The sequence below is a fragment of the Kribbella capetownensis genome, from assembly GCF_004331485.1.
In the GTDB taxonomy this organism is placed as follows: Bacteria; Actinomycetota; Actinomycetes; order Propionibacteriales; family Kribbellaceae; genus Kribbella; species Kribbella capetownensis.
This window is the reverse complement of record NZ_SJKD01000010.1, coordinates 210,748-235,874: the sequence shown is the minus strand read 5'-3', so window position 1 is coordinate 235,874 and position 25,127 is coordinate 210,748. Positions and strand designations below refer to the sequence as shown.

General features: G+C 68.1%; 27 protein-coding genes and 1 pseudogene. 14 read left to right on the top strand and 14 right to left on the bottom strand.

Translation table 11 applies throughout. The annotated features are described in order from the left end of the window. The first annotated feature begins 58 nt into the window (after positions 1-58). Positions 59-907 carry a DeoR/GlpR family DNA-binding transcription regulator gene (locus E0H75_RS36040; RefSeq protein ID WP_131518183.1) on the top strand — a complete coding sequence of 283 codons (849 nt, stop codon included), beginning with the start codon at positions 59-61 and terminating at the stop codon, positions 905-907. Between the two features lie 6 nt (positions 908-913). Here E0H75_RS36040 and E0H75_RS36035 read toward each other — a convergent pair whose 3' ends face one another. Genes E0H75_RS36035 through E0H75_RS36015 form a run of 5 tightly spaced genes read right to left on the bottom strand, consistent with a single transcriptional unit; the run spans position 914 to position 6,253 of the window. Beyond that, positions 914-1,774 (bottom strand): carbohydrate ABC transporter permease, encoded by an 861-nt coding sequence (locus E0H75_RS36035; protein ID WP_238163484.1) that lies wholly within the window; start codon positions 1,772-1,774, stop codon positions 914-916. Beyond that, complete coding sequence (locus E0H75_RS36030; RefSeq protein ID WP_238163483.1) at positions 1,767-2,741, bottom strand: carbohydrate ABC transporter permease; 975 nt, start codon at positions 2,739-2,741, stop codon at positions 1,767-1,769. The genes E0H75_RS36035 and E0H75_RS36030 overlap by 8 nt, the downstream gene beginning before the upstream one ends. Beyond that, positions 2,738-4,009 carry an ABC transporter substrate-binding protein gene (locus E0H75_RS36025; RefSeq protein ID WP_131518182.1) on the bottom strand — a complete coding sequence of 424 codons (1,272 nt, stop codon included), beginning with the start codon at positions 4,007-4,009 and terminating at the stop codon, positions 2,738-2,740. Before E0H75_RS36025 ends, E0H75_RS36030 begins: the two co-directional genes overlap by 4 nt. After that, entirely contained in the window at positions 4,006-5,181 is a 1,176-nt protein-coding gene (locus tag E0H75_RS36020) for an NAD(P)/FAD-dependent oxidoreductase (protein WP_131518181.1), read from the bottom strand. Before E0H75_RS36020 ends, E0H75_RS36025 begins: the two co-directional genes overlap by 4 nt. After that, positions 5,168-6,253, bottom strand: a complete 1,086-nt coding sequence (locus E0H75_RS36015) for an amidohydrolase family protein (protein ID WP_131518180.1) — start codon at positions 6,251-6,253, stop codon at positions 5,168-5,170. Before E0H75_RS36015 ends, E0H75_RS36020 begins: the two co-directional genes overlap by 14 nt. A 183-nt stretch (positions 6,254-6,436) precedes the next feature. Here E0H75_RS36015 and E0H75_RS36010 point away from each other — a divergent pair, with 183 nt between their 5' ends. Together E0H75_RS36010 and E0H75_RS36005 are read left to right on the top strand one after the other, a co-directional pair. After that, on the top strand, positions 6,437-8,734 hold the full coding sequence (locus tag E0H75_RS36010; RefSeq protein ID WP_131518179.1) for a CehA/McbA family metallohydrolase: 2,298 nt from the start codon (positions 6,437-6,439) through the stop codon (positions 8,732-8,734). Next, on the top strand, positions 8,734-9,174 hold the full coding sequence (locus tag E0H75_RS36005) for a hypothetical protein (RefSeq protein ID WP_131518178.1): 441 nt from the start codon (positions 8,734-8,736) through the stop codon (positions 9,172-9,174). Before E0H75_RS36010 ends, E0H75_RS36005 begins: the two co-directional genes overlap by 1 nt. 10 nt (positions 9,175-9,184) lie before the next feature. Here the strand turns inward: E0H75_RS36005 and E0H75_RS36000 are convergent, their stop codons facing one another. Further along, positions 9,185-10,093: an AraC family transcriptional regulator gene (locus tag E0H75_RS36000; protein WP_131518177.1), complete on the bottom strand. Its 909-nt coding sequence runs from the start codon at positions 10,091-10,093 to the stop codon at positions 9,185-9,187. Positions 10,094-10,254: 161 nt separating this feature from the next. On the opposite strand from E0H75_RS36000, the gene E0H75_RS35995 reads away from it, so the two are divergent. The 5 genes from E0H75_RS35995 (at position 10,255) to E0H75_RS35975 (ending at position 14,066) form a co-directional block, all read left to right on the top strand. Beyond that, a complete protein-coding gene (locus E0H75_RS35995) occupies positions 10,255-11,229 on the top strand; it encodes a zinc-binding dehydrogenase (protein WP_165554270.1) in 975 nt (324 codons plus the stop codon). A 33-nt stretch (positions 11,230-11,262) separates the two neighbouring features. After that, positions 11,263-12,258: an RNA polymerase subunit sigma-70 gene (locus E0H75_RS35990; protein ID WP_131518176.1), complete on the top strand. Its 996-nt coding sequence runs from the start codon at positions 11,263-11,265 to the stop codon at positions 12,256-12,258. Positions 12,259-12,511: 253 nt separating this feature from the next. Beyond that, the gene (locus E0H75_RS35985; RefSeq protein WP_131518175.1) at positions 12,512-13,147 is read left to right on the top strand and encodes a TetR/AcrR family transcriptional regulator; all 636 of its coding nucleotides are present in this window, start codon (positions 12,512-12,514) and stop codon (positions 13,145-13,147) included. A gap of 3 nt (positions 13,148-13,150) precedes the next feature. Further along, positions 13,151-13,447, top strand: a complete 297-nt coding sequence (locus E0H75_RS35980) for a DUF167 domain-containing protein (RefSeq protein ID WP_131518174.1) — start codon at positions 13,151-13,153, stop codon at positions 13,445-13,447. After that, positions 13,440-14,066, top strand: coding sequence for a hypothetical protein (locus E0H75_RS35975; protein ID WP_131518173.1), 627 nt, complete (start codon positions 13,440-13,442; stop codon positions 14,064-14,066). Before E0H75_RS35980 ends, E0H75_RS35975 begins: the two co-directional genes overlap by 8 nt. 32 nt (positions 14,067-14,098) lie before the next feature. Here the strand turns inward: E0H75_RS35975 and E0H75_RS35970 are convergent, their stop codons facing one another. Together E0H75_RS35970 and E0H75_RS35965 are read right to left on the bottom strand one after the other, a co-directional pair. Continuing rightward, positions 14,099-14,803 carry a response regulator gene (locus E0H75_RS35970; RefSeq protein WP_131518172.1) on the bottom strand — a complete coding sequence of 235 codons (705 nt, stop codon included), beginning with the start codon at positions 14,801-14,803 and terminating at the stop codon, positions 14,099-14,101. Continuing rightward, positions 14,800-15,954, bottom strand: a complete 1,155-nt coding sequence (locus E0H75_RS35965) for a sensor histidine kinase (protein ID WP_131518171.1) — start codon at positions 15,952-15,954, stop codon at positions 14,800-14,802. The genes E0H75_RS35970 and E0H75_RS35965 overlap by 4 nt, the downstream gene beginning before the upstream one ends. Positions 15,955-16,126: 172 nt before the next feature. Between E0H75_RS35965 and E0H75_RS44390 the strand changes: the two genes are divergently transcribed. Then, positions 16,127-16,822, top strand: coding sequence for a hypothetical protein (locus E0H75_RS44390; RefSeq protein ID WP_238163482.1), 696 nt, complete (start codon positions 16,127-16,129; stop codon positions 16,820-16,822). Positions 16,823-17,105: 283 nt separating this feature from the next. Here E0H75_RS44390 and E0H75_RS45130 read toward each other — a convergent pair. Further along, positions 17,106-17,384: pseudogene (locus tag E0H75_RS45130) on the bottom strand (carboxymuconolactone decarboxylase family protein); the annotation flags it as partial. 126 nt (positions 17,385-17,510) lie between these two features. On the opposite strand from E0H75_RS45130, the gene E0H75_RS35955 reads away from it, so the two are divergent. Together E0H75_RS35955 and E0H75_RS35950 are read left to right on the top strand one after the other, a co-directional pair. Continuing rightward, a complete protein-coding gene (locus E0H75_RS35955; RefSeq protein ID WP_131518169.1) occupies positions 17,511-18,131 on the top strand; it encodes an MmyB family transcriptional regulator in 621 nt (206 codons plus the stop codon). 9 nt (positions 18,132-18,140) lie between these two features. Next, complete coding sequence (locus tag E0H75_RS35950; RefSeq protein WP_131518168.1) at positions 18,141-18,524, top strand: DUF3224 domain-containing protein; 384 nt, start codon at positions 18,141-18,143, stop codon at positions 18,522-18,524. A 31-nt stretch (positions 18,525-18,555) separates the two neighbouring features. Here the strand turns inward: E0H75_RS35950 and E0H75_RS35945 are convergent, their stop codons facing one another. Continuing rightward, the gene (locus tag E0H75_RS35945; RefSeq protein ID WP_131518167.1) at positions 18,556-19,053 is read right to left on the bottom strand and encodes a hypothetical protein; all 498 of its coding nucleotides are present in this window, start codon (positions 19,051-19,053) and stop codon (positions 18,556-18,558) included. Positions 19,054-19,323: 270 nt separating this feature from the next. On the opposite strand from E0H75_RS35945, the gene E0H75_RS35940 reads away from it, so the two are divergent. Then, on the top strand, positions 19,324-20,304 hold the full coding sequence (locus tag E0H75_RS35940) for a serine hydrolase domain-containing protein (protein WP_131518166.1): 981 nt from the start codon (positions 19,324-19,326) through the stop codon (positions 20,302-20,304). Between the two features lie 21 nt (positions 20,305-20,325). On the opposite strand, the gene E0H75_RS35935 is transcribed toward E0H75_RS35940, so the two are convergent. The 4 genes from E0H75_RS35935 to E0H75_RS35920 form a co-directional block, all read right to left on the bottom strand. Then, on the bottom strand, positions 20,326-21,540 hold the full coding sequence (locus tag E0H75_RS35935; RefSeq protein WP_131518165.1) for an RNA polymerase sigma factor: 1,215 nt from the start codon (positions 21,538-21,540) through the stop codon (positions 20,326-20,328). Beyond that, a complete protein-coding gene (locus tag E0H75_RS35930) occupies positions 21,540-21,956 on the bottom strand; it encodes a YciI family protein (protein WP_131518164.1) in 417 nt (138 codons plus the stop codon). The genes E0H75_RS35935 and E0H75_RS35930 overlap by 1 nt, the downstream gene beginning before the upstream one ends. A gap of 591 nt (positions 21,957-22,547) precedes the next feature. After that, a complete protein-coding gene (locus E0H75_RS35925; RefSeq protein WP_202873340.1) occupies positions 22,548-22,862 on the bottom strand; it encodes a DUF427 domain-containing protein in 315 nt (104 codons plus the stop codon). Between the two features lie 297 nt (positions 22,863-23,159). Then, entirely contained in the window at positions 23,160-24,083 is a 924-nt protein-coding gene (locus tag E0H75_RS35920; protein ID WP_131518163.1) for a GNAT family N-acetyltransferase, read from the bottom strand. Between the two features lie 247 nt (positions 24,084-24,330). Between E0H75_RS35920 and E0H75_RS35915 the strand changes: the two genes are divergently transcribed. Together E0H75_RS35915 and E0H75_RS35910 are read left to right on the top strand one after the other, a co-directional pair. Next, positions 24,331-24,801, top strand: coding sequence for a hypothetical protein (locus tag E0H75_RS35915; protein WP_131518162.1), 471 nt, complete (start codon positions 24,331-24,333; stop codon positions 24,799-24,801). After that, complete coding sequence (locus E0H75_RS35910; protein ID WP_131518161.1) at positions 24,798-25,118, top strand: GNAT family N-acetyltransferase; 321 nt, start codon at positions 24,798-24,800, stop codon at positions 25,116-25,118. Before E0H75_RS35915 ends, E0H75_RS35910 begins: the two co-directional genes overlap by 4 nt. The last annotated feature ends 9 nt before the right edge of the window (positions 25,119-25,127 follow it).

Here is a 25,127-nt window from a genome sequence, read left to right as displayed (position 1 = left end):
CAGACCCTCACACTGAGGCGATCCATCCCGCCGTCCAGGCCGGAACGAGGTGATCGTCATGAGTACGGCAGCCCTCCCCGCGCTCCACTCCTGGCAACCGTCCGCCCCCTCCCCCCGCCGTACCCAACGGCTGGTCGACATCCTCGACCTCCTGACCACGCGCGGCGCGATGTCCGTCGGCGCCCTGTGCGGCGAACTCCAGGTGTCACCGGCGACGCTGCGCCGGGACATGACCCACCTGCAGGACCAGGGCCTGGTCTCCCGGACCCGCGGCGGCGCCCGCGCCAACACGGGTCCTGAACTGCCGGTCCGGCTCCGGGACACGAAGTCCCCGTTGGCCAAGCATGCGATCGCCGTCACGGCTGCTGCGCTGCTGCCGACCGACAGGCCGCTCGCGGTGGCGATCGGTGGCGGATCGACGACTGCCGAGGTCGCCCGTGAACTCGGTCACCGGCAGCGGCTGACCATCGTGACGAACGCGCTCACCACCGCGGCCGCGGTGGCGGCGCGGCCGAACCTGCAGGTGATCATGACCGGTGGGGTGATCCGGGCGAGCTCGTTCGAACTGGTCGGCAGCCTGGCGGAGAACGCGTTCAACGGGATCAACGTCAACCTGGCCATCCTCGGCGCCGACGGTGTCAGCGCCGCCCACGGCGTCACCACCCACGACCACACCGAGGCCCGCACGAATCACGCCATGGTGACCCATGCGCACCGGCTGATGGTGGTGGCCGACGGTTCCAAGGTCGGTCAGACCACTGTGGCCAAGGTCGCCGACGCGTCGGAGATCGACGTACTGGTCACCGATCCGTCGGCGGATCCGGACGAACTCGCGCGGCTCACCGGACTGGGCGTCACGGTGCACCTCGCCCGGATCTCGGCCGACGTCTCACTCCCGCTCAGCTGAGGCCGCTCAGCCCTTCACCCCGGAGAACGCGATACCGCTCATCAGGTGCCGCTGGAAGACGATGAACACGATGATCACCGGCAGGCTCGCCAGCAGCGATCCGGCCATCAGCACCGGGAAGTTCGTCGTGTACTGCCCCTGCAGACTTGCCAGACCCGCGGAGACCGGCATCTGCCGGGGATCGGAGTTGACCACCAGCGGCCAGAGCAGGTCGTTCCAGGACCAGATGATCACCAGAACGCCGAGCGCGATCATCCCGGGTGCGCTCATCGGCAGCATGATCCGCCAGAAGATCTGCAGGATGTTCGCACCGTCGATCCGCGCGGCCTCCTCGATCTCCATCGGGATCTGCCGGAAGAACTGCCGCATCAGGAAGGTCCCGAACGCGCTGAACATGCCGGGCAGGAACAGCGCCGTCAGTGTGTTCAGCAACCCCAGACCCTGCATGATCTGGTACTGCGGCAACAGGAACACCTGGTACGGAACCATCGTCACCGACAGGAAGATCGCGAACAGTACGGCGTTGCCGCGGAACCGCATCCGGGCGAAGGCGAAGCCGGCCAGCGAACTGAACAGCACCTGACCGACGGTCCGCGCGATGGTCATCACAGTGGTGTTCATCAACTCCCGGCCGAACGGCAAGGCGCTGAAGACGGTCGTCACGTTCGACCACTGCGGTGAGTGCGGCAGGAACGTCGGCGGCACGCTCACCGACTCGCCGAACGTCTGCAGCGAGGTCGAGAGCTGCCACAGGAACGGCCCGACCATGAAGATCGCACCGAGGCACAGCACCAGATGCGCGATCGGGTGCCGCGGCCGGAAACGCCTGCGGCCTCGCCGGGCAGTCAACTGCATTGAGTCAGCCATAGTGCACCCACCTCTTCTGCAGCCGGAACTGCGCCGCGGTCAGGATCAGGGTCGCGATCAGCAGCAGTACGCCGATCGCCGCCGCATAACCTCCGTCGTGCTCGGCGAACCCGCGCTGGTAGAAGAGGTAGACCAGCGTCTCGGTCCTTTCGATCGCCGGACTCTGCTGGCCCACCATCAGATAGATCAGGTCGAACGCCTGCAGTGAGTTGATCACCGTGATCACCGTGACGAAGAAGATCGACGGCGTCAGCAGCGGAACCGTGACGTGGAAGAACTGCGCCAGCCGGCCGGCACCGTCCAGTTCGGCGGCCTCGTAGTAGTCGACCGGGATGCCGCGGATACCGGACAGGAAGATCACCATGTTGTAGCCGATCGACCCCCAGACCCCGACGATGCTGATCGCGAAGATCGCGGTCGCGGGATCGGACAGCCAGTGCGGACCGTCGATACCGATCTTGGACAGCAGCCAGTTGATCAGGCCGTAGTCCCCGTTGAAGAGCCACTTCCAGGTCAGGGCGACCGCGGCCGGCAACGTGACCACCGGCAGGAAGTACAGCGTGCGGTAGATGGTGACGCCGCGCATCCCGGGGAGACTGAGCAGCGCCGCCACGACCGCCGACAGCGGCACCGCGAGCAGCGTGATCGCGGTGATGATCGCCGTGTTGACGATGGCATGGAAGACGTCGGAGTCGGCGATCAGCGTGCGGTAGTTCTCCAGCCCCGACCAGGCGTGCCCACCGAACGCGCCCCAACTGGTGAAGGAGTAGTAGATCGTCTGGAACGTCGGCCAGATCTCGAAGACGGCGAGCCCAGCAGCGGCCGGCAGCAGCAACATCAACGCCCACCAGCCGCTGTCCCGGGTCGGCGGTCGCGGCCGCCGGCGGCGAGCCGGGCCGGCCCGCCGGCCGGTCTCACCGCCGGTCAGCACATCGGGTGGCGCTGTCGCGGTGCCCTGGCCGCTCACTTCTTCTCCTTCGACAGCGCGGTGTTCATCATCTCCGCCACGCTCTTCGAGACGTCACCGACCGGGGCCTTGCCCGTCCAGGCCTCGGCGAACTGCTTGGTCACCTCGTCGCGCCAGACGGAGGTGTCGGTCGAGGCCGGGAACGGCTGGGCGTACTTCAGATGATCGACGAAGACCTGCAGGTCGAACTCCGGCATCGCCTTGGCGTAGGCGTCGGCATGCCCCTGGTACGCCGGGATCACGGTGCCGGTCTTCGCCTGGATCTCGGCGGCCTTCTCGGACCCGAGGAACTGCAGGAACTGCCACGCCTGCTCGGGATGCTTGGTCTTGGCGGAGATGCTGTCGGCCAGCCCGTTGCTGTAGTACTCCCGCTTCCCGGTCGGACCGGCAGGCAGCGGCGCGATGCCGATGTTGGCCTTGCCGTACGGGACGGCGGCGATCTCCTCGGGTTCCCAGGAACCGCAGTACCGCATCGCGACCTTGCCGGAGGTGAGCATCGCGAGCGGGTCGGTGTCGGTGGTCTGCTGCAGCGTCGGCGAGACGTGGTACTTCGTGATCATGTCGGTCCAGAACTGGATGCCCTGGATCGTCGCGTCCTGGTCGTACCCGGACCTCTTGCCGTCGGGCGAGATCACCTGTCCGCCGACCTGCGGCACGGTCAGGTACCAGCTCAGCTCGTCGGCCTCCGGTGCGACGAAGCCGTAGACACCCTTCTGCTTGTTGGTCAGCTTCTGGGCCGCGGCGATCACGTCGGTCCACTTCCAGGACGCGTCCGGGTGCTTCACACCGGCAGCGTCGAAGAGCTTCTTGTTGTAACAGAGCCCGAAGCCGTTGACGTCCTTCGGGATGCCGTACAGCTTGCCGTCGACCGTGTAGGCCTTGGTGACGGCCGGCACGTACACGCTCGTGTCCAGCTTCGACTTCTTGACCTGGTCGTCGAGCGCAGCGATGCCACCGCCGATGGCGTAGTACTGGGCGTAGACCATGGTCATCCAGAACACATCGGGCCCGCTGCCCGCGGTGACGCTGGTCTGCAGCTTCGTCCAGTAGCTCTCCCAGGGCGTCACCTGGACCTGTACGTCGATGTTCGGGTGCTGGGCGTGGAACTCCTGGATGATCTGTTTCATCGCGGCTGCCTGCGCCTGGTCCCAGATGGCGTAGGTGAGCGTGACCTGCTCGTCGCTGTCGCCGCCGGACTCCGACGATCCTGAACAGGCGGCCGCGGCGAGCAACAGTGGGACGAGCAACAGACTCAGTAGACGCTTCATGCGGACTCCTTCATGAGTGGGCGGCCTGGGCTGAGGAAGTCGAGTCGGGCCGGCATCTGGTCGCCGAGTGCATGCCGAGCCGCCAGGTCGCCGAGCAGAGGCCCGAGCGTCAGGCCCCACGCCCCCAGGCCGGTGGCGACGTGGATCGCCGGCGCTACCGCCCCCACCAGGGGCAGACCGTCGCTGGTGGCCGGGCGCAGGCCGACCCTGGTCTCCAGGACTGTGGCGCCGGACAGGCCCGGCGCCAGGTTCAGTGCGGCATTCAAGACCGACTGCTGTCCGCCGGCCGTCACCCGTGCGTCGAAGCCGACGTCTTCGTGGGTGGCACCAACGACGATGCGGTCGTCGAAGCCGAGCAGGTAGCCGGCACCGGGCGTGTTGACCACCGGACGCATGCCGGTCTGCTGTCCATCGAGTCGCAGGTGCACCAGCTGCCCACGGATCGGCCGGATGTCGACCTGTACGCCGAACCCGGCCAGGTCTGCTCCCGCCCAGGCACCGGTCGCGAGCAGCACGGCCCGTCCCTCGATCACACGGTGCCCGACGCGGACCCGCGGTACAGGATGCTGCGCGTCCAGCATCCCGGCACCGGGGATCACCTCGAGTCCGGCACTGTCGGACTGGGCCTGCGCGCGCCTGCGCGCCGCCGTCATCAACCGGTCGTGCAGCCGCGAACCGACGACTCGGCCAACCTCGGCGATGAAGATTCCGCGCAGATCACCGCGCAGTTCCGGCCAGTACTTGCGAAGGTCTGTGCCGTCGACGGTCTCGACCGGTTTGGTGACGCCATGCGCTCGACGCCCCTCTGGACGAGAGAGGCGCTCGGTCACCGCGTCGAGGGCCGCCAGCTCGTGCGGATTGTTGCCGGCCACCACTAACTCGCCGACCTGTTCGAACGTCGCCGACCCGGCTCCGGCCGGATCGACCGCGTCCAGCTCGGCCAGCAGACTGCGGTAGTAGCCGACGCATTCGGTGATCACCGACGTCCAGTCGGGACGCTGCTCGCCACGATCGAGCGCGACCGGGGACACGATGCCCGCTCCGGCATCGGTGGCACGACCAGCCAGGCCGGCGTCGACGACGGCGACCCGCGCGCCCTTCCGGACGCCCGCCAACGCCGCACTCGCTCCGACGATGCCGCCGCCGAGGATGATCAGGTCAAAGTCCGCCATCGCTGTTTCCTGCCTGGGCTTGCGCGAGTGCCGGGATGAACGCGCGGGCGTTGTCGCCTTCGACCCGCGCGGCCAGCTCGTCCGGCAACCCGAGGCCCGAGATCGTCCAGCGTCCGTTCGGCGGTGGTTCGCTCGACGAGTAGGCGAAACCTTCGTCGGCGCTGGCCAGGAAACGCAGGTACATCCGGTAGTCGGCGACCTCGGGCGGCGCGCAGTCGGTGCCGAGCAGCACGCGATCCGGATGCCGTTCGATCAGAGCTCTGGTACGCCGTGGCTGGCGGCCGAGCTCGGCGATCCGCGCGGCGAGGTCGACGCGGTAGTTCGGGTAGCGGTCGAGCATTTGCTCAACCCAGTCGAGGTTCTCCGCCAGGCAGCCGACATGGGCACCGATGAAACGCACCTGCGGGTGCGCAGCGATGACGGCCTCGAGCGCGTCCAGCAACCGCTGCAGTGGCGGGAACTCGGGCCCGTAGAAGTGCCAGTCGGGATGCCGCAGCAGTTCCTCGAGCCGTTCGTTGTGACGATCGAGTGGCTGGAAGAAGGCGGCTGGGTCAGCGGTGTGGATCAGGGCCGGCACACCCGACTCGGCCAGCGCGTCCCACAGCGGTTCGAGCCGTTGATCGTCGAGGAAGATCAGCTCGGAGTTCTCGTCGCGAATCCGGAGGCCGATGTCCTTCCAGAGCTTGAGTCCGGCCGCGCCACGGCGTACCGAATCTGTCAGCGAGGCACCCATCCGGTCGCCCCAGCCTGGGGTCGACGTGTCGGACCAGTCCAGGCGGGCGAAGGTGACGAAGCGACCAGGGTACTGGCGGTCGTAGCGATCGAGATTCGCCTCGAGCTCATCGGTCCATTCACCGTCGAGGTTGACGATGGTTGCCACGCCCGCCTCGTCCATGGTCTTGATCAGGGCGTCCGGTTCGGGTGCGCGCCAGACTCCGGTGTTACGGCGTCCCAGATGGTTGTGTACGTCGACGATCGGCGCGGCCGGATCGGTCACGGTGGTCGTTGCGGTGGTCATCATCGAGACCGGCGCGAAGTCGCGCAGCCGGACATCAGCGAGTGGCTCGGGCATTCGTCCCTCGATTCACAGCACGGTTGGAGAACCAGCCAGATCGGGGCCGAGGCTAGGACCGTCGTCGATCGGCGACCAGGAAACGATCAGTCGAAGTGATCGGTTGCTCCGGTCGAACAAAGCAGATGACGAGGCGGGCGTTCGACCATAGGGTCGAAGTTCGGTGCACCATGAGGAGGCCTCGTGTTCCAACCGTTGCATGCGTCCGCGACCCGAGCCGTCGAGAAACTGCGCGACATCGGTGAACCGCTTCCCGAAGACCTCGCCGGCCGCTTGGCCAAGCTGGCGGACGACTCGCAGTCCGATGCCGTGCGGTCCGCCGCGGTCGAGGAGCTGCTGCGGCCGTACGTCCTGGTCGACGTGGAGATCGACGAGCGGGGCTACACGGCGAGTACGCCGGGCGCGGCTCCACCGCGACTCGTTCAGCACGGGTGGCGCAGCTTCCTGGTCCGGGTCGTGAATCCGCATCGGTTGCTGGGCGACCTGGCCGGCGGTCCAGGCGGCGTACTCGGACTGGTTGACCACCACAGCCATGCCGCGCGGATCACGCTGCACGACACGCTGACCGTCGTACCCCGGATCGAGACCAGCTGGCTGCAGGCGAAGCTCGCCGGTCCGACCGACGTGTCGGGGCTCGATGTCGAGTACAAGGTCATGAGTCTGTACAGCCGCGACGGCGGGAGCCGGCGCGGCGAGATTGCCTTCATCCTGGCGGTGGAGGAGGCGACGGAGAGCCTGACCCGGCCGCCGTTCGCGAAGGCCGGCCAGCGGATGGGATTCGAGAGCCGTCAGTACCACGCGGCAATCGAGTTCGATTGTCTGCCGGCCCGCGACATCCGGTTCGACATCCGGGAGCCCGACGGCAGCAGCTGCGTGGCGGCGCTGACCGTCCGCGACTCCCAGCGGCGGGCGTATCCATCGAAGGCGATGCGGCTGGCGCCCGACATGTTCTTCCACGAACACGTCTATCGGGCGACCGGCGAGGTCATCACCCTCCCGGCCGGTCAGTACGAGATCTCCGCACGCCGCGGACCGGAGTACCGCGAAGTCCGCGTCGACGTCGACATCGAGGCCGACACCGAGTCGGTCACGATCGAGCTCGATCGCTGGGCCGATCCCGCCACTCGCGGCTACTACTCCGGAGACCCGCACATCCACGCCGGTGGCTGCTCGCACTACAGCGTGCCGTCCGAGGGCGTGAACCCGGAGACGATGATCCGGCACGTGCGCGGCGAAGGACTGTGGATGGGCAGCGTGCTCACCTGGGGGCCGTGCTACTACCACCAGAAGCAGTTCTTCAGCGGCTCGTCGATCAGCCCGCGCGCCGAGCTGGAGTACCCCGACATGCAGCGCGCGCAAGGCATGACCTGGGATCCGCAGGACACCGACCACGACGGCCAGAGCCTGCTCCGGTACGACCTGGAGGTGTCGGGCTTCCCGTCCAGCCACTCCGGTCACGTCATCCTGCTCGGGCTCACCGACCAGGACTATCCCGGCACCAAGGTGATCGAGGACTGGCCGTCGTGGAACCTGCCGGTGATGCGCTGGGGCCACGCGCAGAACGCGATGGTCGGCTACGCGCACTGCGGGCTCGGCCTTGCGGTCGGCACGGAGGAGCTGCCGAACTACGTCATCCCGGAGTTCCAGTCGATCGGCTCCAACGAGATCATCGTCGACGTACCGCTCGGCGCCGCCGACTTCCAATGCGGTGCGGAGTTCTCCCCCGCCGCTGAGATGAACATCTGGTACCACCTGCTGAACGTCGGCTACCGCACTCTGATGCTCGGCGAGACCGACTACCCCTGCATCTACGACGACGGGCCTGGCGTCGGGCGCACGTACGTCCGGCTGCCCGAGCCGCCGCAGGGCGATCAGGCGCTGGAGTCGTGGCTCGGTGGGTTGAAGGAAGGCGCGTCGTACTTCGGTGACGGCCGCAGCCACGTGTACGACTTTGCCGTCGATGGCGACACCGGGCGGGAGCGTAGCGTCGATGCTGCTGGACCGGTTCGGGTCAGCGCGACGGTCGCGGCCTGGTTGCCCGAGCAGCCGCCCGCGGCACCTGCGGCGGGCCAGCCGGCGTACAGCGCACCGGTCGGCTGGCACATCGAGCGCGCCCGGATCGGCCAGACTCGCACTGTGCTGGTCGAGGTGCTGGTGAACGGCATACCGGTGGGGTCACAGGAGGTGCTTGCCGACGGCAACGAGCAGGCGGTCGAGTTCCACGTACCGCTGGAGCGTTCGTCCTGGGTAGCGTTGCGGATCCTGCGCAGCGTGCACACCCAGCCGACCTTCGTCGAGATCGCGGGCCGGCCGATCCGGGCCTCGCGTCGCAGCGCGCAGTGGCTGCACGACTCGGTCGACGCGCTGTGGAAGGCGAAGTCCGGCTTCATCCGCGAGACCGAGCGAGCGGAAGCGCGAGCGGCGTACGACGCCGCGCAGGCCGCCTACCTGACCCGTCGGGGCGAATGCGAGGTGGACTGATGATGCACGGCGAGGCAGCAGGGTGTTGCGGCCCGGTCGACACCGCGGCGCCGATCTCGGTCGCGATCAACCCGGAGGCGCGCGTGAACGTCGCCCGGACCGCAACCCGGGTGCAGAGTCTGACCACGGGCGACTGGCACACGATCGACATGACGATCGTCAACCAGGGCTATGTCACGGGCCAACTGGCGATCGAGAGCCCGCCGGTGCCAGGCGTCGAGCTGGACCTGCCGCTCCACGAACTCACCGGCGAGCCACGCCAGGAGGGCGGCTTCCGCGTCCGCTTCAACGCACCAACCGTTGTGGACATCACCCTCACCTTCCGAGCGCTAGGAGCCCTAGGCGGTCTCGCCAACCACAGCTCCCTAAACATCGTCCTCCGCTCCACCACCCACACCGAGCATCCCCACAGAACCCCCCTCACCGTCCTAGGCGGCTGAGCCTCTCGGCCTAGGAATCCGTCTGCGCCCGGAGGCGGGCGGCGTCGCGGCCGGGTGGCAGGCCGAAGTGGCGGCGGTACTCGCGGCTGAACTGCGACGCGCTGTCGTACCCCACGCGGAATCCAGTGGTGGCGACGTCGCCCGCACCGGACAGCAAGAGCAAACGGGACTGCTGGAGCCGCACCTGCTTCTGGAACTGGAGCGGACTGAAGGCAGTGACGGCCAGGAAGTTCCGATGGAACGACGACACACTCATTCCACACATCCCGGCCAGTTCCTGCACGCGGAGCGGCTGATCGTAGTTGTCGGTGATCCATCGGACCGCGCGGCTGATCTGCGTCAGTCCGCTGTCGGTCATCGCGATCTGCCGCATCGCCGGACCCATCGGTCCGTTGAGGAGATACCACAGGATCTCCCGCTCGATCATCGGCGCGAGAACCTCACGATCCGCCGGCCGCTCGATCAACGTCAGCATGCGTACGGCGGCGTCGATCATCGCCTCGCTCGCGTCGGCGACTCCGAGGGCCGACACGGCCGGCCGCTGACTCGGCCTCTCCTCCAGCAGGAGTGTGGCGACGACCGCGGGACGGATGACGAGTCCGAAACCAAGCGCCGGTGTCTCCGCCGAAGCCTCGACGTAGTGACCGGTGATCGGGAGGTCCACGGACGCGACGAGGTACTGCCCTTGGCGGTACTCGTACGTGCGGTCGCCCAGCGCGATCCGCTTCGCGCCCTGGGCAATCAGCGCCATCACGGTCCCGGATCGAGAGGGGGTCGGCTCCCCGACCCGTGTCTCCGCCGACGCCAGTACGCCGTCGATCCGCGTGGTCTGGTCGGGACGAGCATGCCTGGCGATGAGATCGACGAGCTCAGCCAACCGTCGGGTCCGGCCGACTCCGGTCTCCGCACCCCGTTCCATGGGCAGAATCATACAACCCAACACACAGCGTGACGCCGGAGCTGGTGGCCGGGTCAGTAGGATCGGGCAAGCATCGATTCCTTTGCGCGGTGACCGGGATCTACATGGTGGGAGGCGCAGGCCTCTCTCATGTACGCCGAGAACGAAAGGCTCCCGCGACCATGCACGCGCTGCAGCAGACATCCCTCAACGGCCCGCAGGACATGCGCCTGATCACCGACGCGCCGATGCCGAGCCCGCGCAAGGACGAGGTCCTGATCCGGGTCGGCGCAGCCGGCGTGAACTTCGCCGACATCTCGAAGGCCCACGGCACCTTTCTGGACGGTCCGCGACCGCCGTACCTCGCCGGTTTCGAGGCCGCCGGGGAGGTCGTTGCCATGGGCAACACAGTGACCGGCCTGAGGCCTGGGACCCGCGTCGTCGGTGTCGGTTACGGCGCTTTCGCGGAGTACATGGCGCTCCCCGCGGCTGCGGCGATGCCATTGCCCGACGGCTGGACGGAACAGCAGGCGCTGGGCCTGGTCGTGAACTGGCCCACCGCGCTGGCCGCACTCAACCCTCTGGGCGGCATCCTTGCAGGGCAGACCGTGCTGATCCACGCCGCCGCGGGCGCGACCGGCCAGGCCGCGGTCACGATGGCCAAGTACTACGGCGCGACAGTCATCGCCACCGCGTCGCCGAGCAAGCACGAGACAGTGCTCGCATCCGGCGCCGACCACGTCCTGGACTCCCTCGGCGGCGACCTCGCCGGCGAGGTGCTGCGGCTGACCGGCGGTGCTGGCGCCGATCTGGTGCTGGAGTCGGCAGGCGGCGTCACCTTCGACGCCAGCTTGGCCGCAGCCAAGCGGGTCACCGGCCGGGTCATCGTGTCTGGCCTGCCGGGCGGCGAAGCGGCGATCACCAACTGGGACCTGGTGTACAAGCACCAAGTCCACCTCATCGGCTTCAACCTCGGCGTACTCATCCAGGCCGCACCGCAAGTCTTCGGCGAGGTCATGGGCGAGCTGTCCGGGCTCATCGCTGCGGGCGTGGTGCCGCCCGGCCGGCCCACGGCGTACGAACTGGCCGCCGGTCCGAAAGCGCTTGCGGAACTGGAAGCCAGGGCCACCGTCGGCAAGCTCGCCCTACTGCCCTGAACGGGTGGGAGATTTGATGGCTAGGCTCGCGGCGTGACATCGCAGCCGCGGGCGGCACCGGATCAGGACACCTTCACCGCCGAGACCGCGCGGTACCGCCGGGAGTTGCTGGCGCACTGCTATCGCATGGTCGGCTCGGCGCACGACGCCGAGGACCTGGTGCAGGAGACCTATCTGCGGGCGTGGCGATCGTACGGCGGCTTCGAGCGCCGAGCGTCGATCCGGTCCTGGCTCTACAAGATCGCGACCAACGTCTGTCTGAGGGCGCTGAAGCCGCGCCCGATCCGGGTGCTGCCCTCGGGCCTGGCAGGCCCGTACGACGGACCCGATCGGGCACCGAGTCTGGTTGCACCAGGCGAGGTCTCGTGGCTGGAACCGTTGCCGGACCAGTGGATCGCCCCGCCCGCCGACGATCCCGCCGCGGTCGTGGTGGCGCGCGAGTCGGTGCGGCTGGCGCTCATCGCCAGTCTGCAGCACCTGCCTGCTCGTCAACGGGCGATCCTCATCCTGCGCGACGTACTAGCCTTCTCCGCCGCGGAGACGGCGGAGATCCTCGACACCACCGTCGCGGCGGTCAAGAGCGGTCTGCAGCGCGGGCGCGGGCGGTTGGACGAGTTGCAACCGGAGCCCGCGGCGCTGCTCGAACCGACCGACCGTCGAGCACGTGCATTGCTAGACGGCTACATCGCGGCCTTCGAGCGCTCCGATACCGGCCTGCTGGAACAGGTACTGCGCGCGGACGCGACGCTGGAGGCGACGCCGTTCCGAGACTGGCAGTCGGGCCGAGCGATGTGCATCCACGTGCTCGACGCGTACGTGCTGGGTGCACCCGGCGACTGGCGGATGATCGCAACCACCGCCAACGGCCAGCCGGCCGCTGTCGTCTACCACCGAACCCCAGACGGCACACTCCGACCCGACGGCGCCGTCGTAGTAGCCCCCACCCCCACCGGCATCACAGCCGTCACCAAGTTCCACGACCCCACGCTCGTCACGACCTTCGGCTTCCCCGACGTACTCGCGAACTGACTCTTCGCGCTGGCTTGGAGCCGCGGCATTGTGCTGTGGATCTTGGCGTGTTTGTACGTTGCGACGAACCACGTAGACGTCTACCGCACCCTCCAACAGCTCGCGACCGTCGCACGCAGCGACGCCGACAACTACTCGCTCCTGCGGCTCTGCGACTGGGCACTCGCCTGCCCTCTCACGCACGTGTGCGGCGTATCTCCACCCCCTGCCCTAGCGGAACGGAGCATTCCGTTCAAGTGGTAGCCTGGGTGACATGCCGAAAGCTCTCAGTGGCCGGCGGGCCCAGGCGGCCCGCAACGACGAGGTGATCCTGGGCGCGGCCCGAGCGGTGTTCATCGCCGATCCCGGCGCCCCGATTTCTGCGGTCGCGGAGCGTGCCGGGGTCGGTATCAGCGCGCTCTACCGGCGCTACGCGAGCAAGGAGGAGCTGCTCCGCAAGCTCTGCAGCGACGGGCTGGCCAGGTACATCGAGGAGTCGGAGAAGGCTCTGGCCGACGACCGCGAACCGTGGATCGCGTTCGGAGCGTTCCTGCATGCGCTGGTCGACGCCGACACCAACTCACTGACCCAGCGGCTGGCGGGGACGTTCACCCCGACGCCCGACCTCTGGAAGGACGCCGCCCGGGCGGCTGAGCTGAATCAGTCCATCTACACCCGGACGAAGGAGCACCTCCGGCCGGGGATCGTGGTCGAGGACTTCGGGGTGATCCTGGAGCAGATCACGTCGATCAAGTTCGGCGACGAGGCCCGGACGAACCAGCTCCGGCATCGGTACCTCACCCTGATGCTGGAGGCGATGCATCGGTCCGGAGAACAACCGGGCGGCGCGTCGGAGCTCCCAGGACCGCCCCCCACCAACGACGAACTGACCAACCGCTGGCGCGCCTGAGCCATGCGGATTCTGTTGCGGGTCAAGCCGGGCGCCTCGCGGACTGCGGTCGGTGGCCGGTACGACGGTGCGGCCGGGCCGGCCCTGGTGGTCGCGGTGGCGGCCCGTGCGGTCGAAGGCCAGGCGACGAAGGCTGTCCTGGAGGCGATCGCAGCGGCGTTCGGCGTACGACGTTCGGCGGTGACACTGGTGCGCGGCGCGATCAGCCGGGACAAGCTGGTCGAGGTCGAGGGCGATGACACGGAGATTCGGCCCAGACTCGAGGAACTCCTCGGCCGGATGGGTGATCGCGATGCCTGATGTGTTGAGCGTGCTGGCCGGCCAGCAGTACGAGTGGGACAAGCACGACGCGTTGCGGCTGGACGAGCGCTATCGGACTCGGCATCTCCCGTTACTCGTCGACCGGCCTCGCGATCCGCTCGGGCCGGATCCTGGGCCGGGTGAGTTCTGGCCGCCGGCGCGCTCGTTGGTCGTCCCCCTACCGGACCCACGCCCGGAGCCGTTCCTGTCTGCGTTGGCTGATTCCAGTCTGGCCGAGTTGGTCTGGTGGCGCGGGCTCGAGCTGAGAGCCGACCGGTTCCACGCGACGCTCGTCCACGGCAGTGACGAACCACGCAACCTCGACGTACCGATCGATCTTGTCATCCGCGGACCGTGGATCGGACAGTTCAACACCGGCCGGATCTACCTCCCGGTCGAGCCGGCCGACGAGCAAGCCGCACTCGCGCTCGCCGCCGACCGGCCACTGCTGGCCGGCTACCTCCAGCTGACCGCAGACGTCACCGGCAACGCCTACACCGAACTCCGCGACCTGGTGGCAACCTTCCAACCTCTGAGGATCCCGGTCCGCGTCCCCCGCCTGCACGTCCTGGAAACAATGGACGACCTTGCCCTGAGATCCCGCATCTTGACCAGCTGAGCATGAACGCCTTTGGACTCGTTTCGGATGTGTCAGCCGAGGCGGGTGACCAGTCCCGCTTCGTAGGCGTAGATGACGGCCTGCACCCGGTCGCGCAGGCCGAGTTTCATCAGGACGTGCCCGACGTGGGTTTTGACCGTTGTCTCCGACACGAACAGGGTGGAGGCGATCTCAGAGTTCGTCAGTCCGCGGGCCAGCAGTCGCAGCGTTTCCTGTTCTCGCGCGGTGAGAGTTTCGTGTCGTGCCGGCCCGGCGTCGGTCGTCCGCGGTCGCTGCAGGAATGACTCGATCATTCGGCGGGTCACGGACGGTGCGAGCAGTGATTCACCGGAGTGCGCGGCGCGGATTCCCGCGACCAGCAGCTCGGGCCGCGCGTCCTTGATCAGGAATCCGCTCGCTCCGGCTCGGAGCGCGTCGAAGACGTATTGGTCGGTGTCGAAGGTCGTCAGCATGATGACCCGCGATCGGGTGGTGCGGTCGGCCAGCAGCCGGCGAGTGGCCTCGATGCCGTCCATCGCGGGCATCCGTACGTCCATCAGCACGATGTCGGGCCGCAGCCGCGCGGCCAGCTCGAGAGCCTCGGCGCCGTCGGCGGCCTCGCCGACAACGGTGATATCCGGCTCGATTTCGAGGATCATGCGAAACCCGGCCCGCACCAGCGCCTGGTCGTCGACGATCAGGACGCCGATGGTGCCGGCAGTCGGCGAGCCGGCTGCTCGAGCTACCGAGTCGCTCATGCCGGCTCCAACGGGAGCATGGCGACGACCTCGAAGCCACCCTCCGGCCGGGTCTGCGCGACGAGCGAGCCGCCGTAGATCGCGGCCCGCTCGCGCAGACCGAGTAGACCGTTGCCGGCCTCGCGATTCTGGGCTTGGGCCGGCCGTGGTGGCTGGCCGTCGTCGCGGACCGCGAGCTGGAGCCGGTCCAATCCGTAGTCGATCACAACCTCGGCGCGGTGCGGATTCTGTGCGTGGCGGAAGGTGTTGGTCAGGCCCTCCTGCACGAACCGGTAGGCGGTCAGGTCCAGCCCCGGCGCGAGACTGCGGGCCACCCCAGTGACCATGAGCTCGACGGGCAGCCCGGCCGAGCGGAACTTGCCCACGAGCCGGTCCAGTTGGTCCAGCCCTGGGGACGGCTCGCGTTCGTCGCCGGTTCGGGTGTCCTCGCCGTTGCGGAGGACGCCGACCATCCGCCGCATCTCGGCGAGCGCCTCGCGTCCAACCGCCTCCACGGTCTCGAGTGCCTCACGCTCGGCCACTTGCTCCCCGGAGAGCCGGCGCCGTACCGCCGAGGCCTGAACAGTCATGACGCTCACGCTGTGCCCGATGACGTCGTGCAGCTCGCGTGCGATCCGGTTGCGCTCCTCAGCCACGGCCCTCGACGCGAACTGGGCGCGCGTCACTCGCCGCTGTTCGCGGTAGAGCACCGTCATACGCACCAGTGCGCCGACCAGCCAGGCGATCACCCAAGGCGCGAGCCAGACGACTGAGCCCAAGCGTTCCGCGAGGTCGTCGTTCAACGGATCGAAGCCCGCCCAGCCGACCCACAGGGCGACGCCGAGCGCGAGTCCGAGCATCGCCAGCCGCGCCTCGACGTACCGCCCGACGGTGTAGATCGCGACCAGCGACGCCAGCGCGACCCCGTCCCCCTCCGGCGATCCGAACAGGGCGAACTCTGCCACCGAGACCGCCACCACGGCGAACAGGACGGCTAGCGGGCGTACCCGGCGGGCTACCAGAAGGAGCGCCGTGACGGCATACAGCAGCGATTGAGCCCACAGCGGCCCCTGCCGGTGCGTGGCCCCGATGCCCCACCACGCCTCGAGCTGGCCGAGCAGGCCGACCACGCCCGCGACGGCGATATCGAAGACCCAGTTACGGCGGCTCACATTTGGGACGGTACGCCGCCGAGACCGCGTCGGCCTCCTCCGCGAGAACGACCTGGGAATCCTGCTGTGGTCCCACGGAGCTCCTGCCCGCGCACGACGACTGCAGGCGGCTTCGGTCCATACCTTCGCAGCAAGGGCCGGGTGGACCGGCCATCAGGAGAAGGAGACGGACATGCGGCACCACACAGCGACCGACATCACGCCGGCCACGGCGCGGCGCATCAGCCTCGCCGCCTGGGCAATGGCGGCATTCGGCACCATCGCCGGCGAACTGCACGCGCTGGCTCGGATCAACAGCCATCCCGGGGATCTTGAACTGCCTCTCACCCGCGCCTGGGCCGTACCGGCGATGGGCGCGCTCCGGCCGCTGCTCGATTGGGCAGACCCGTACTACGTCTATTGGACCTACGGGAAGATCTGGTTCCCGATCTGCCTGGCCTTCGCCGCCGCGGCGTACCTGGTTTACCGTCACCGCAAGCCGGAGGGCGTCGAGAAGTGGCTCTGGCGGATCCAGATCGCGGCGTACACGTTCCTGGCCCTGTCGGTCGCCGGCGACTACTACACGCCGTGGACCGAGCAACTGTTCGTCGTCGTACTGCTGGTCCTGGCGGTCATCGGCTTCGGCGGCATCGCACTCGGAATCACACTGCTGCGCAGAGGTTTCCGGCCCCGCACAACGGCCTGGTTGCTGATCGCGTTCCTGCCATTCTTCTTCGTGATCACTGACATTACCTCGATGGGCAACGCGCTGCTGCCGCTGATGTGGGGATGGGCACTGGCCGCACACCGGTGCGTCCACAGCCGGCACGACCAGCCCCAGCTGGCAACCACATCCGGGCCTGCACCGGCGCACCCCGGGCACGGATGAATCCTCGCTCTGTGGCTGGACTACGGTGCCGACCAGGTTGCCTGACGCAACGGTTGGTCGAGCTCGACTCGGCCGGCCAGGTTGTCCAGAGTGCCGACCAGTCCGGCGAAGGTGCACTCGGCAACGACCTCCAGCACATCCGCGTCGGACAGTCGGGCTCCGACGTACGTCGAAGGGTGCCCTCAGCAACCTTCCCGCGGGTGAGCACCAGCTCACGCGCGAGCTGGTAGACCGCCGCCGCAGCGGCGCCCGTGGGTTCGTCGCCGGCGCGCATCCGCTCGAGGTCGTCCGCTGTGGCGCCGAGGGCTGTGAGTACGGTGCTGTGGAAGGCAACGACGTACCGGTTGTCGACAGCAACGCCGACGGCAAGGCCGGCCGTCTCCCGCAGCACCGGGTCGAGCGCTCCGCCGGCGACCGCTCGTCGTAGCCCGTCGAACCCGGCCAGCAGTGCGGGTGAGGTGGCCGTCGCCGCGGCCAGGTTCGGCACGAAGCCGAGGTCCTCGGCAATGCCTTCCAGTAGCGCCTTCGACTCGGCCGGCGCCGTACTCGTGGTGTGCACCATCAGATCCATCATTCTCTCCCTGCGGCCGACGGTCGCGGCCATGCCAGGACAGCGTGCGGCGCGCCGATGGGTGGCGCGATTCCCTCGTGGGGAAGGGCGGCGCTCGGCAGCGCGCAGCTTGCCCGGGTGGAGGAGGCGCTGGCGTCGATGCTCGAGCAGCACGAGCCCTACCCGGCGGTGGTGATGGACCGCGGCTGGAACGTACTGCGGGCGAACCGCGGCGCCTCGCGGCTGTTCGGCACCCTGCTCGCGCCTGACCCGCTGCCGGACCCGGCGAACGTGCTGCGACTGATGATCGAGCCCGGTCCTGTCCGCGCCGCCGTGGTGAACTGGTCCTCGGTCGCACCAGCGCTGCTCGAACGCGCCGCCCGCGAGGCCGTCGCCGGGGTCTTCGACCGGGAGACCGCCGAGCTGGTACGCCGCCTACGCTCCCGCCCAGACGTCAGCGCCGTACTCACCGGGCCATCCGTCACCGCACCGTCGGTCCCCGTGATCGACGTACAGTTCGCCCTCGGCGATCTGGAGGTCGAGCTGTTCTCGGTCGTATCCGCCATCGGCACCCCGACCGACGTCACCGCCCAGGAACTCCGCGTCGAAGACTTCTTCCCCGCAAACCAACCAACCCGAGACGCTTGGCACCAGCTGACCACGGCGGGGCCACGCTCAGCGAGGGAGAGATCAACGGCTGAAGGCCCTTGGTCGTCAAAGCAGGCAACGAGCAGCTCTCCTCATCCGGTGGATGACTAGTCTTGGCCTATGAGTTCACAGACCATCGAGGCCAGGTTCGAGATCGTCGACTGGACGGAGAAGCCGTACGACGAGCCTGCCGACGGGCCGAAGCTGGTGCGGATCACGGTCAGCAAGCGGTACTCCGGTGCCATCGAGGGGACCGGTGTTGCCGAGGTCCTGGCCGTTCAGGGCGTCGAGGGCAACGGTTTCGTCGCGTCCGAACGCGTGGTCGGCAGCTTGAACGGGAAAACGGGAAGCTTCGTGATCCAGCACGGCGGGCTGGCCGACGGGGACCAGCACTCGACGTTCGGAACGATCGTGCCGCATTCTGGGACCGGCGACCTGGCCGGAATCACCGGTCGCGCGACCGAGGCAGCCCAGGGCGTTCTAACACTCGAGTACGACAGCTGATCGAACCCAGCAAGGACCTCGAGGGCGGTGGTTACTCGCCGGAGAGTTCGTCGAAGTCCAGGGTGGCCCAGCGGAAGTAGACCGGCGCGTTGAACGTGCCGGGGATCGTGCGGAGGCTGCGGATCACGGTGGACGTGCCTTGGGCGTGGCTCACGGCGTCCAGGTAGGCAGAGCCGGTGTCCTTGTCGATGCCGACGAGAAGCGTGCTCTGGGTTCCGCATTTCTCGGCGACCATGGCCTCGAAGCCGTGCCAGGTCGAGGCGCGGACCAGTTTGACCACCGGTTTCATCGGTGCGCTGGTGGGGATCCGGATGGTGTAGAGCGAACCGCCCTTGAGGTCCGCCAGGAAGGTGTCGTACGTTGCGTCTTGCTGATCAGCGTCATCGACGTCGGTCGCGGTCCAGCGGGACAGGACGCCGTCGTTGCGCAGCCCGTACTCGTTCGTCCGGTAGTGCGTTCCGCCGTACGGCGCATAGCGCGCCTCGTGGAGCGCGACGAAAGGTCCCCAGCCACCACCGATCCTCCGCACTGAGACCGATTCGGGGACGTCGCTGTCGTAGCCGGTTCCGAACAGCGCCGAGCCGAGTACGACGCCAAGACCGTACTCGGGGCGGTCGCGGCCCCGGTGTTTCCGACCGTTGATCCGGGCAGCAGACCCACCGTCAGGACGGCCGCACCCAGCACCCCCATTGCTCCGATTCGGTTCTTCATCGAACTCCACCCCTCAGTTACCAACACCGATGCGGGCAGCGACCGGGAAGTTACGCCGGTTGGTGCGGGCCTGGGTTAGTGTGCGGAAATGGCGCAGGGGGAGATTGACAAGGTCGCTGAGGAGACCGGGTTTTCCGGGGTGGTCTGGATTGATCGGGCCGGTGAGGTTGAGTTTGCGAAGGCCTATGGGCTGGCCAATCGCGCCTACCGGGTTCCCAACTCGCTGGACACCAGGTTCGGCATCGCGAGCGGCAGCAAGGGTTTCACCGCCCTGGCTGTGCTTTCACTGGTGCAGGACGGTGTGCTGGAGTTGAGCACCACCGCGCGATCCCTGCTCGGCAAGGATCTGCCGCTGATCGCGGATGACGTGACCGTCGAACATCTCCTCACGCACACCGCTGGCATCGGTGACTACCTGGACGAAGAGGCCGACACCGAGATCACCGACTACTTCGTCGGCGCGGCGCACGAGCTGACTACTACCGAGGCTTTCCTTCCCCTGCTGGACGGACACCCCACCAAGTTCCGGGCCGGTGAGCGGTTCGCGTACTGCAATGGTGGTTTCGTGGTCCTTGCCCTGCTGGCGGAGCGGGCCAGCGGCGTCGGCTACCACGATCTGGTCCGGGAGCGGGTGCTCCGTCCCGCCGGCATGAGCAGGACCGACTTCCTCCGCTCTGACGAGCTGCCTGCTGACGCGGCGGTGGGGTACCTGCCGTTGGACGGGGTCGACCGCTCGAACGTCTTCCACCTACCGGTGCTGGCCGGCGGCGACGGCGGCATCCACACCACCGCCGCCGACATGTCCGGCTTCTGGCGCGCGCTGTTCGCCGGCGACATCGTGGACTCCGTCGAAGAGGTCGTCCGGCCGCGTCGCGACGTACCCGAGAAATCCCGGCGCTACGGCCTCGGCTTCTGGCTGCACGAGAGCACGGACACCGCGATCCTGACCGGGTACGACGCGGGCGCGTCGTTCAAGTCCACGCACGACCCACACACCGGCACCACCTGCACCGTGCTCTCGAACACCTCCCCCGGCGCCTGGCCCATCGCCCGCGCTCTCACACCTTGAGGACCAGCCGCGCTGGGGAGGTCAGTCCAGCGCGGCGGCCTTGCGGAGCAGGACTGAGCGTTCGCGTTGGTTGGTGCACAGCCGGGCGGCCAGCTCCAGTTCGGCGCGCGCCTCCGGTCGCCGACCGAGCCGGGTCAGCAGCTCACCGCGTACGGTCGGAACCAGATGCGAACCGGGAAGCCGGTCCGAGGCAATCAACTCGTCCACGATGGCCAGGGCTTGCGCCGGACCCGAGGCCATCGCTACGGCGACGGCCCGGTTGAGCTCGACCACTGGCGAGGACGCGACCCGGCCGAGCGCTTCGTAGAGCACCACGATCCGGTCCCAGTCGGTCGCCCCCACCGACGGAGCCGACGCGTGGACGGCAGCGATCGCAGCCTGCAGGCCGTACGGACCGAGTCCGCGAACCGATGCCTTGGCCAGCGCGGCCAGCCCACGGTGGACCGCCGAGAAATCCCATCGTTGCCGGTCCTGGTCCGCCAGCAGGATCGGCGTACCATCCGGGCCGGTCCGCGCCGGGAAGCGCGCTGCCGTCAACTCGCACAGGGCGAGCAACCCGTGCACCTCCGGCTCGTCCGGCTGTAGCGCGGCGAGAGTTCGCGCCAGCCGGATCGCCTCGTACGCGGCGTCGGGACGTAGCAGCTGATCTCCCGACGTGGCCGTCGACCCCTCGGTGAAGATCACGTACACAACGCTGAGTACGCCGCCCAGCCGTTCCCGGCGCTCATCGGCCGGCGGCAGCTCGAACGGCACCCCGGCCGCCGTGATCGTCTTCTTCGCCCGGGTGATGCGGGCCTGCACGGTCGGCACAGGTACCAGGAACGCCCGGGCGATCTGCTCGGTGGACAGGCCGCCGACCACGCGCAGGGTCAGCGCCACCCGGGCCTCGCGGGACAGCACCGGGTGGCAGCTGACGAACATCAGCGCCAGGATGTCGTCGTCGATCCGGTCGGGGTCGAGGTCCTCGTCGACCACCGGGTCAGCCGCAAGCACGGCGTACCGGTCCTTCAGCGCGGTACGGCGGCGGATCGCGTCGATCGCCCGCCGCCGGGCCGTGGCCATCAGCCAGCCGGCCGGATCGGTCGGAGGGGTGCGCGGCCACGCCACGAGCGCCTCGGCCACCGCCTCCTGGGCGGCATCCTCGGCCAGGCCGAAATCGCCGGTGAACCGGGTCAGCGCGGCGACGATCCGCGCCGATTCGATCCGCCAGACGGCCTCGACCTCGGCCGCACTCATCAGCCCTGGCCGTCGCTCTGGCGCGAGGTCCCTTCCTTGACGAACTCCTCGCTGTCCTGCGGGACCTCGTCCTCCCCCGGCACCCGCCGTACCTCGATCTTGGACCCGCGGGCGGCCGGAACCCGCTTGGCCCACTCGACCGCCTCCTCCTTCGAGGCGACATCGACCAGGAAGAAGCCCCCGAACAGTTCCTTGGTCTCCCCGTACGGCCCGTCGGTGACCACCGGGGCCTCGCCGCTGAAGTCGACCACGACGCCCAGGCTCGGATCGTCCAGCCCTTCGGCCGCGACGTAGACGCCGGCCTTGAACATGTCCTCGATGAACTGGCGGGTCGTGGCCATCATCTCGTCGATGTTCGCCATCATCGCCGCGTTCGACTCGTCGGTCCCCCGCATGATCAGCATGTACTTCGCCATCGCGCTCTCCTCGTCCGGCGGAGCCGCCTCTCGGCCCTCGTACCCCCTGGTCGAATGGGCCGCCCGCAGATCGACAAGCCCCCAACAAATCTCTCCCGGCACCGCTCACCCCGCCCGAGCATCCCCGATCCCCAACCACCAGAACAAGCTCGGCCCAGAACCAGTTCAACGCCTCGCAGCTCGTCGGTGTGACGCGCCCAGAACCGCGAGCCGCAAGTCAGCGGTGTGGTGACCGGTCAGGCGCCGGGTGAGGTGATCTGCATCGTGGTGCGGCCGGCTGGCAGCAAGGTCCTCCGACCGGCGGCGAAACCCTGTACGACCAGCGGAGACAAACTGACCTGCCCCTCCGTGGAGTTCGAGTCTCCAGGGATTGCGGACATCATCCCGGTCTGGGTCGATCAGTGAGGCCAATCCAGCCTCCGGGCCTACCTGATGTCGGCCACCGATCACCCGCCCGGCTTGTCCGAACTGCCAGCAGGTACCTGGCAGTGGGGGCCGCCAGTCGTGGTGACACGTCAGTAGCGCTCGCCCGTCAGCCCCAGTACTCCCTGGTCTGCAGGCGAGAGTCAGCGCTGATCGGCGGGTCGAGGGTCAGGCGACTTCGACCTGGCGGGGGTCGAAGGCTACGTAGCCGGTGAAGTCGTGGCCGACCTGCTCGATGGCTGAATGCTTCGGGGACGGGTACGTCCAGGCGGCATCACGAAGCGTGTGCTTCGGCGTCGTCACATCGAAGTACTCCGCGGCGCCCTTCCACGGGCAGACGTACGGCGTCGCCGACGGCTGAAGGGTGCCGATGACCAGGGAGTCCGGCGGGAAGTAGCGGCTGCCCTCGATGACAACCACCGCGTCGGCAGCGGCCTCGGCCAACAGCGTTCCGTCGACAGTCGCTTTGATGTCTGTCCGCATCGTCTCGTTCTCCTCTGACGGCTGTGCCTGCAATAAGGACTATACAGACCAGAACAACCTCGCCACTTAGTCCTGAACGGCCTTGCCCACAGGACACACAGCCTCAATCGATTGACTGTAGTTGGACGTCATGGTCCACTTTCGAGGTGAGATATCCAGCGATCCCGGTCGGTGCGACCCAGGTGCTTGTGTCCGGCACTTCGGCTCTGCGACCGGACGGGACCCGGCCGGAGGCCAGACAGCACGCGTGAGCACCGAGCCGCAGGCAGACAGCGTGCGCAACGGTGTCAGCTGAGCTCACCAGCTGGGGAGGTCCAGATCGCTGCGCCGCAGGCGATAGACGTCCAGCAGAACGTCGTAGTACTTGTCGGTCTCGCCGACCCACTCCATTCCCATCCGGCGAGCCGCGGCCGCCGCCCGCCGGTTCCGCGGCCGAGAGACGGCGAACACCTCGTCGACGCCGGAGTCGAACGCGTAGTGCGCGAGTGCGTGCCCGGCCTCAGCGGCCACGCCGCGGCCCCAGTGGGCCGGCGCGATCTGGATGCCGATCTCGTAGTCGATGTCGTACGGCGGGAGAAGGAGCAGCGCCACGGCTCCCATCGTCTCGCCGGTCTCGATGTCGTCGACCTTCCAGCGACCGAGCGGCGCGGGCAGCGTCGCATCCTCGCTGACCCACTGCGAGAGCAGATCCCGCATCTCGGTCTCGGTGGTGATCCGGTCCATGGCCGGGGCGAGCCACCGAGCAACGTCGGCGTCACCGAAGATCCGCAAGGCCTCGGCGGCGTCGTCTGCGGTCCAGGGGGCCAACTGGAGGCGCGCCGTACGGATGCGCCGCCCCTCGATCTTCGGTACGTCCAGCACCGAAGTCGAGGCCTTCACCTCGTTCACGCCGGCTCGCGGTGCCTTGTCCGGAACCAGCGCCGCACCCGGATGCTCGGTGTCGACAACAGGCCGGTACGACGGGTGGGCCGCGATGTAGTCCGCCACGAAAGGGCAGTAGTTCGTCAGTGTCAGCATCTTGGCGGCCGCGTCGTCGAGAGCCACGCGGACCAGCTCGGTCGCGATGCCGAGGCCCCGGTGATCCGGGTCGACGCTGGTGCGGGTGAAGATGACGCGCTTTCCGTGCGGCCGGTACTTCAGGTGCCCGACGACGTGACCGTCGGCAATCGCCTCGAACTGCCGTGCCTGAGGGTTGTCCCGTACTTGCAGGTCGCTGCTCACCGTTCGGCTCCTTCAGCGGTCTCGTTGCGATGCCACTTGCCCACGAAGCGGCGCAACCACCGGCGCGGCAAGTGCCGATGAGGACCATACAGTCCACTATCACGCCTGTCAAAGACGCACCAGAGCTGCCCGAAGCGGTCCGGCCACCCGACCGTCCGGCACAAGCGGTCAGCGGTGTAGCCTAACGCAAGAGTGGACCATGTGGTCCACGAAGAAGATGAAGAGAGCAGCGGACAGGCACGAAACGATGAGTGACAATTCCACCCACCTGCCGGGCAGCTACCGACTCACCGGCGGTGACCTCACAGTCGGAAACGTCACCCGGCCGGCAACCAGGCCGCACAACGGACAAAGCGCTGTCAGCGTGACCGCCCGGATCCTGGATCTCGACGTGGTGCTGGCCGACTGGGAAGGCCGTGACGCCGCCGCGGGTTCAGTCCTCCCGCTGACGACGTACCCGCTCCCCCTCGATGCCCTTCCAGCAAGCGTTCAGATCTGGATCCAAGGCACCCCGTCTCCCGTGTCGTGCGTGGACGGTGACTGGCAGATTCGCCTGTGGTTCACCGACAGCGCCGGCCGGCAGCTGACCTGGCGCCGCCTGGCCCGTCCCGGCCTGGACGGAACCGACCGCTTCTCGGCACCCCTCGCAGCGACACTCGAGGTCGACGACGTCCGCCCGGCGGCTCACCTCGAAACCTCCACAGGAGCCCACCAGTGACGACCCCGACAGACCACGACGACCAGATGATCGCGATCCTCGATCACCCCGAGGACGAGTACTACGAAATCACCAGCGGCGACGACCGCGTCGGCATGCTCGTCTATCACGTGATCGGCTCCAAGCTGACGATCACCCACACCTGGATTGCCGAGTCCCACCGCGGCCAAGGTCTCGCGGCGCTGCTGATCCGGCACGCGCTCGACGACATCCGCACCAAGAACGTTGCCGTTGCGAACTACTGCCCGATCGTGGGCAGCTACATCGAGAAGAACCCCGAGTACGGCGACCTGCTCGACAACGCCGGCCGACCATAGCGGCACAGG

Coding starts and splice junctions, on each gene's coding strand:
- E0H75_RS36040 (WP_131518183.1), top strand. CDS start 59: ATGAGTACGGCAGCCCTCCCCGCGCTCCACTCCTGGCAACCGTCCGCC.
- E0H75_RS36035 (WP_238163484.1), bottom strand. CDS start 1,774: ATGGCTGACTCAATGCAGTTGACTGCCCGGCGAGGCCGCAGGCGTTTC.
- E0H75_RS36025 (WP_131518182.1), bottom strand. CDS start 4,009: ATGAAGCGTCTACTGAGTCTGTTGCTCGTCCCACTGTTGCTCGCCGCG.
- E0H75_RS36020 (WP_131518181.1), bottom strand. CDS start 5,181: ATGGCGGACTTTGACCTGATCATCCTCGGCGGCGGCATCGTCGGAGCG.
- E0H75_RS36015 (WP_131518180.1), bottom strand. CDS start 6,253: ATGCCCGAGCCACTCGCTGATGTCCGGCTGCGCGACTTCGCGCCGGTC.
- E0H75_RS36005 (WP_131518178.1), top strand. CDS start 8,734: ATGATGCACGGCGAGGCAGCAGGGTGTTGCGGCCCGGTCGACACCGCG.
- E0H75_RS36000 (WP_131518177.1), bottom strand. CDS start 10,093: ATGGAACGGGGTGCGGAGACCGGAGTCGGCCGGACCCGACGGTTGGCT.
- E0H75_RS35995 (WP_165554270.1), top strand. CDS start 10,255: ATGCACGCGCTGCAGCAGACATCCCTCAACGGCCCGCAGGACATGCGC.
- E0H75_RS35985 (WP_131518175.1), top strand. CDS start 12,512: ATGCCGAAAGCTCTCAGTGGCCGGCGGGCCCAGGCGGCCCGCAACGAC.
- E0H75_RS35980 (WP_131518174.1), top strand. CDS start 13,151: ATGCGGATTCTGTTGCGGGTCAAGCCGGGCGCCTCGCGGACTGCGGTC.
- E0H75_RS35975 (WP_131518173.1), top strand. CDS start 13,440: ATGCCTGATGTGTTGAGCGTGCTGGCCGGCCAGCAGTACGAGTGGGAC.
- E0H75_RS35970 (WP_131518172.1), bottom strand. CDS start 14,803: ATGAGCGACTCGGTAGCTCGAGCAGCCGGCTCGCCGACTGCCGGCACC.
- E0H75_RS44390 (WP_238163482.1), top strand. CDS start 16,127: ATGCGGCACCACACAGCGACCGACATCACGCCGGCCACGGCGCGGCGC.
- E0H75_RS35950 (WP_131518168.1), top strand. CDS start 18,141: ATGAGTTCACAGACCATCGAGGCCAGGTTCGAGATCGTCGACTGGACG.
- E0H75_RS35940 (WP_131518166.1), top strand. CDS start 19,324: ATGGCGCAGGGGGAGATTGACAAGGTCGCTGAGGAGACCGGGTTTTCC.
- E0H75_RS35935 (WP_131518165.1), bottom strand. CDS start 21,540: ATGAGTGCGGCCGAGGTCGAGGCCGTCTGGCGGATCGAATCGGCGCGG.
- E0H75_RS35930 (WP_131518164.1), bottom strand. CDS start 21,956: ATGGCGAAGTACATGCTGATCATGCGGGGGACCGACGAGTCGAACGCG.
- E0H75_RS35925 (WP_202873340.1), bottom strand. CDS start 22,862: ATGCGGACAGACATCAAAGCGACTGTCGACGGAACGCTGTTGGCCGAG.
- E0H75_RS35915 (WP_131518162.1), top strand. CDS start 24,331: ATGAGTGACAATTCCACCCACCTGCCGGGCAGCTACCGACTCACCGGC.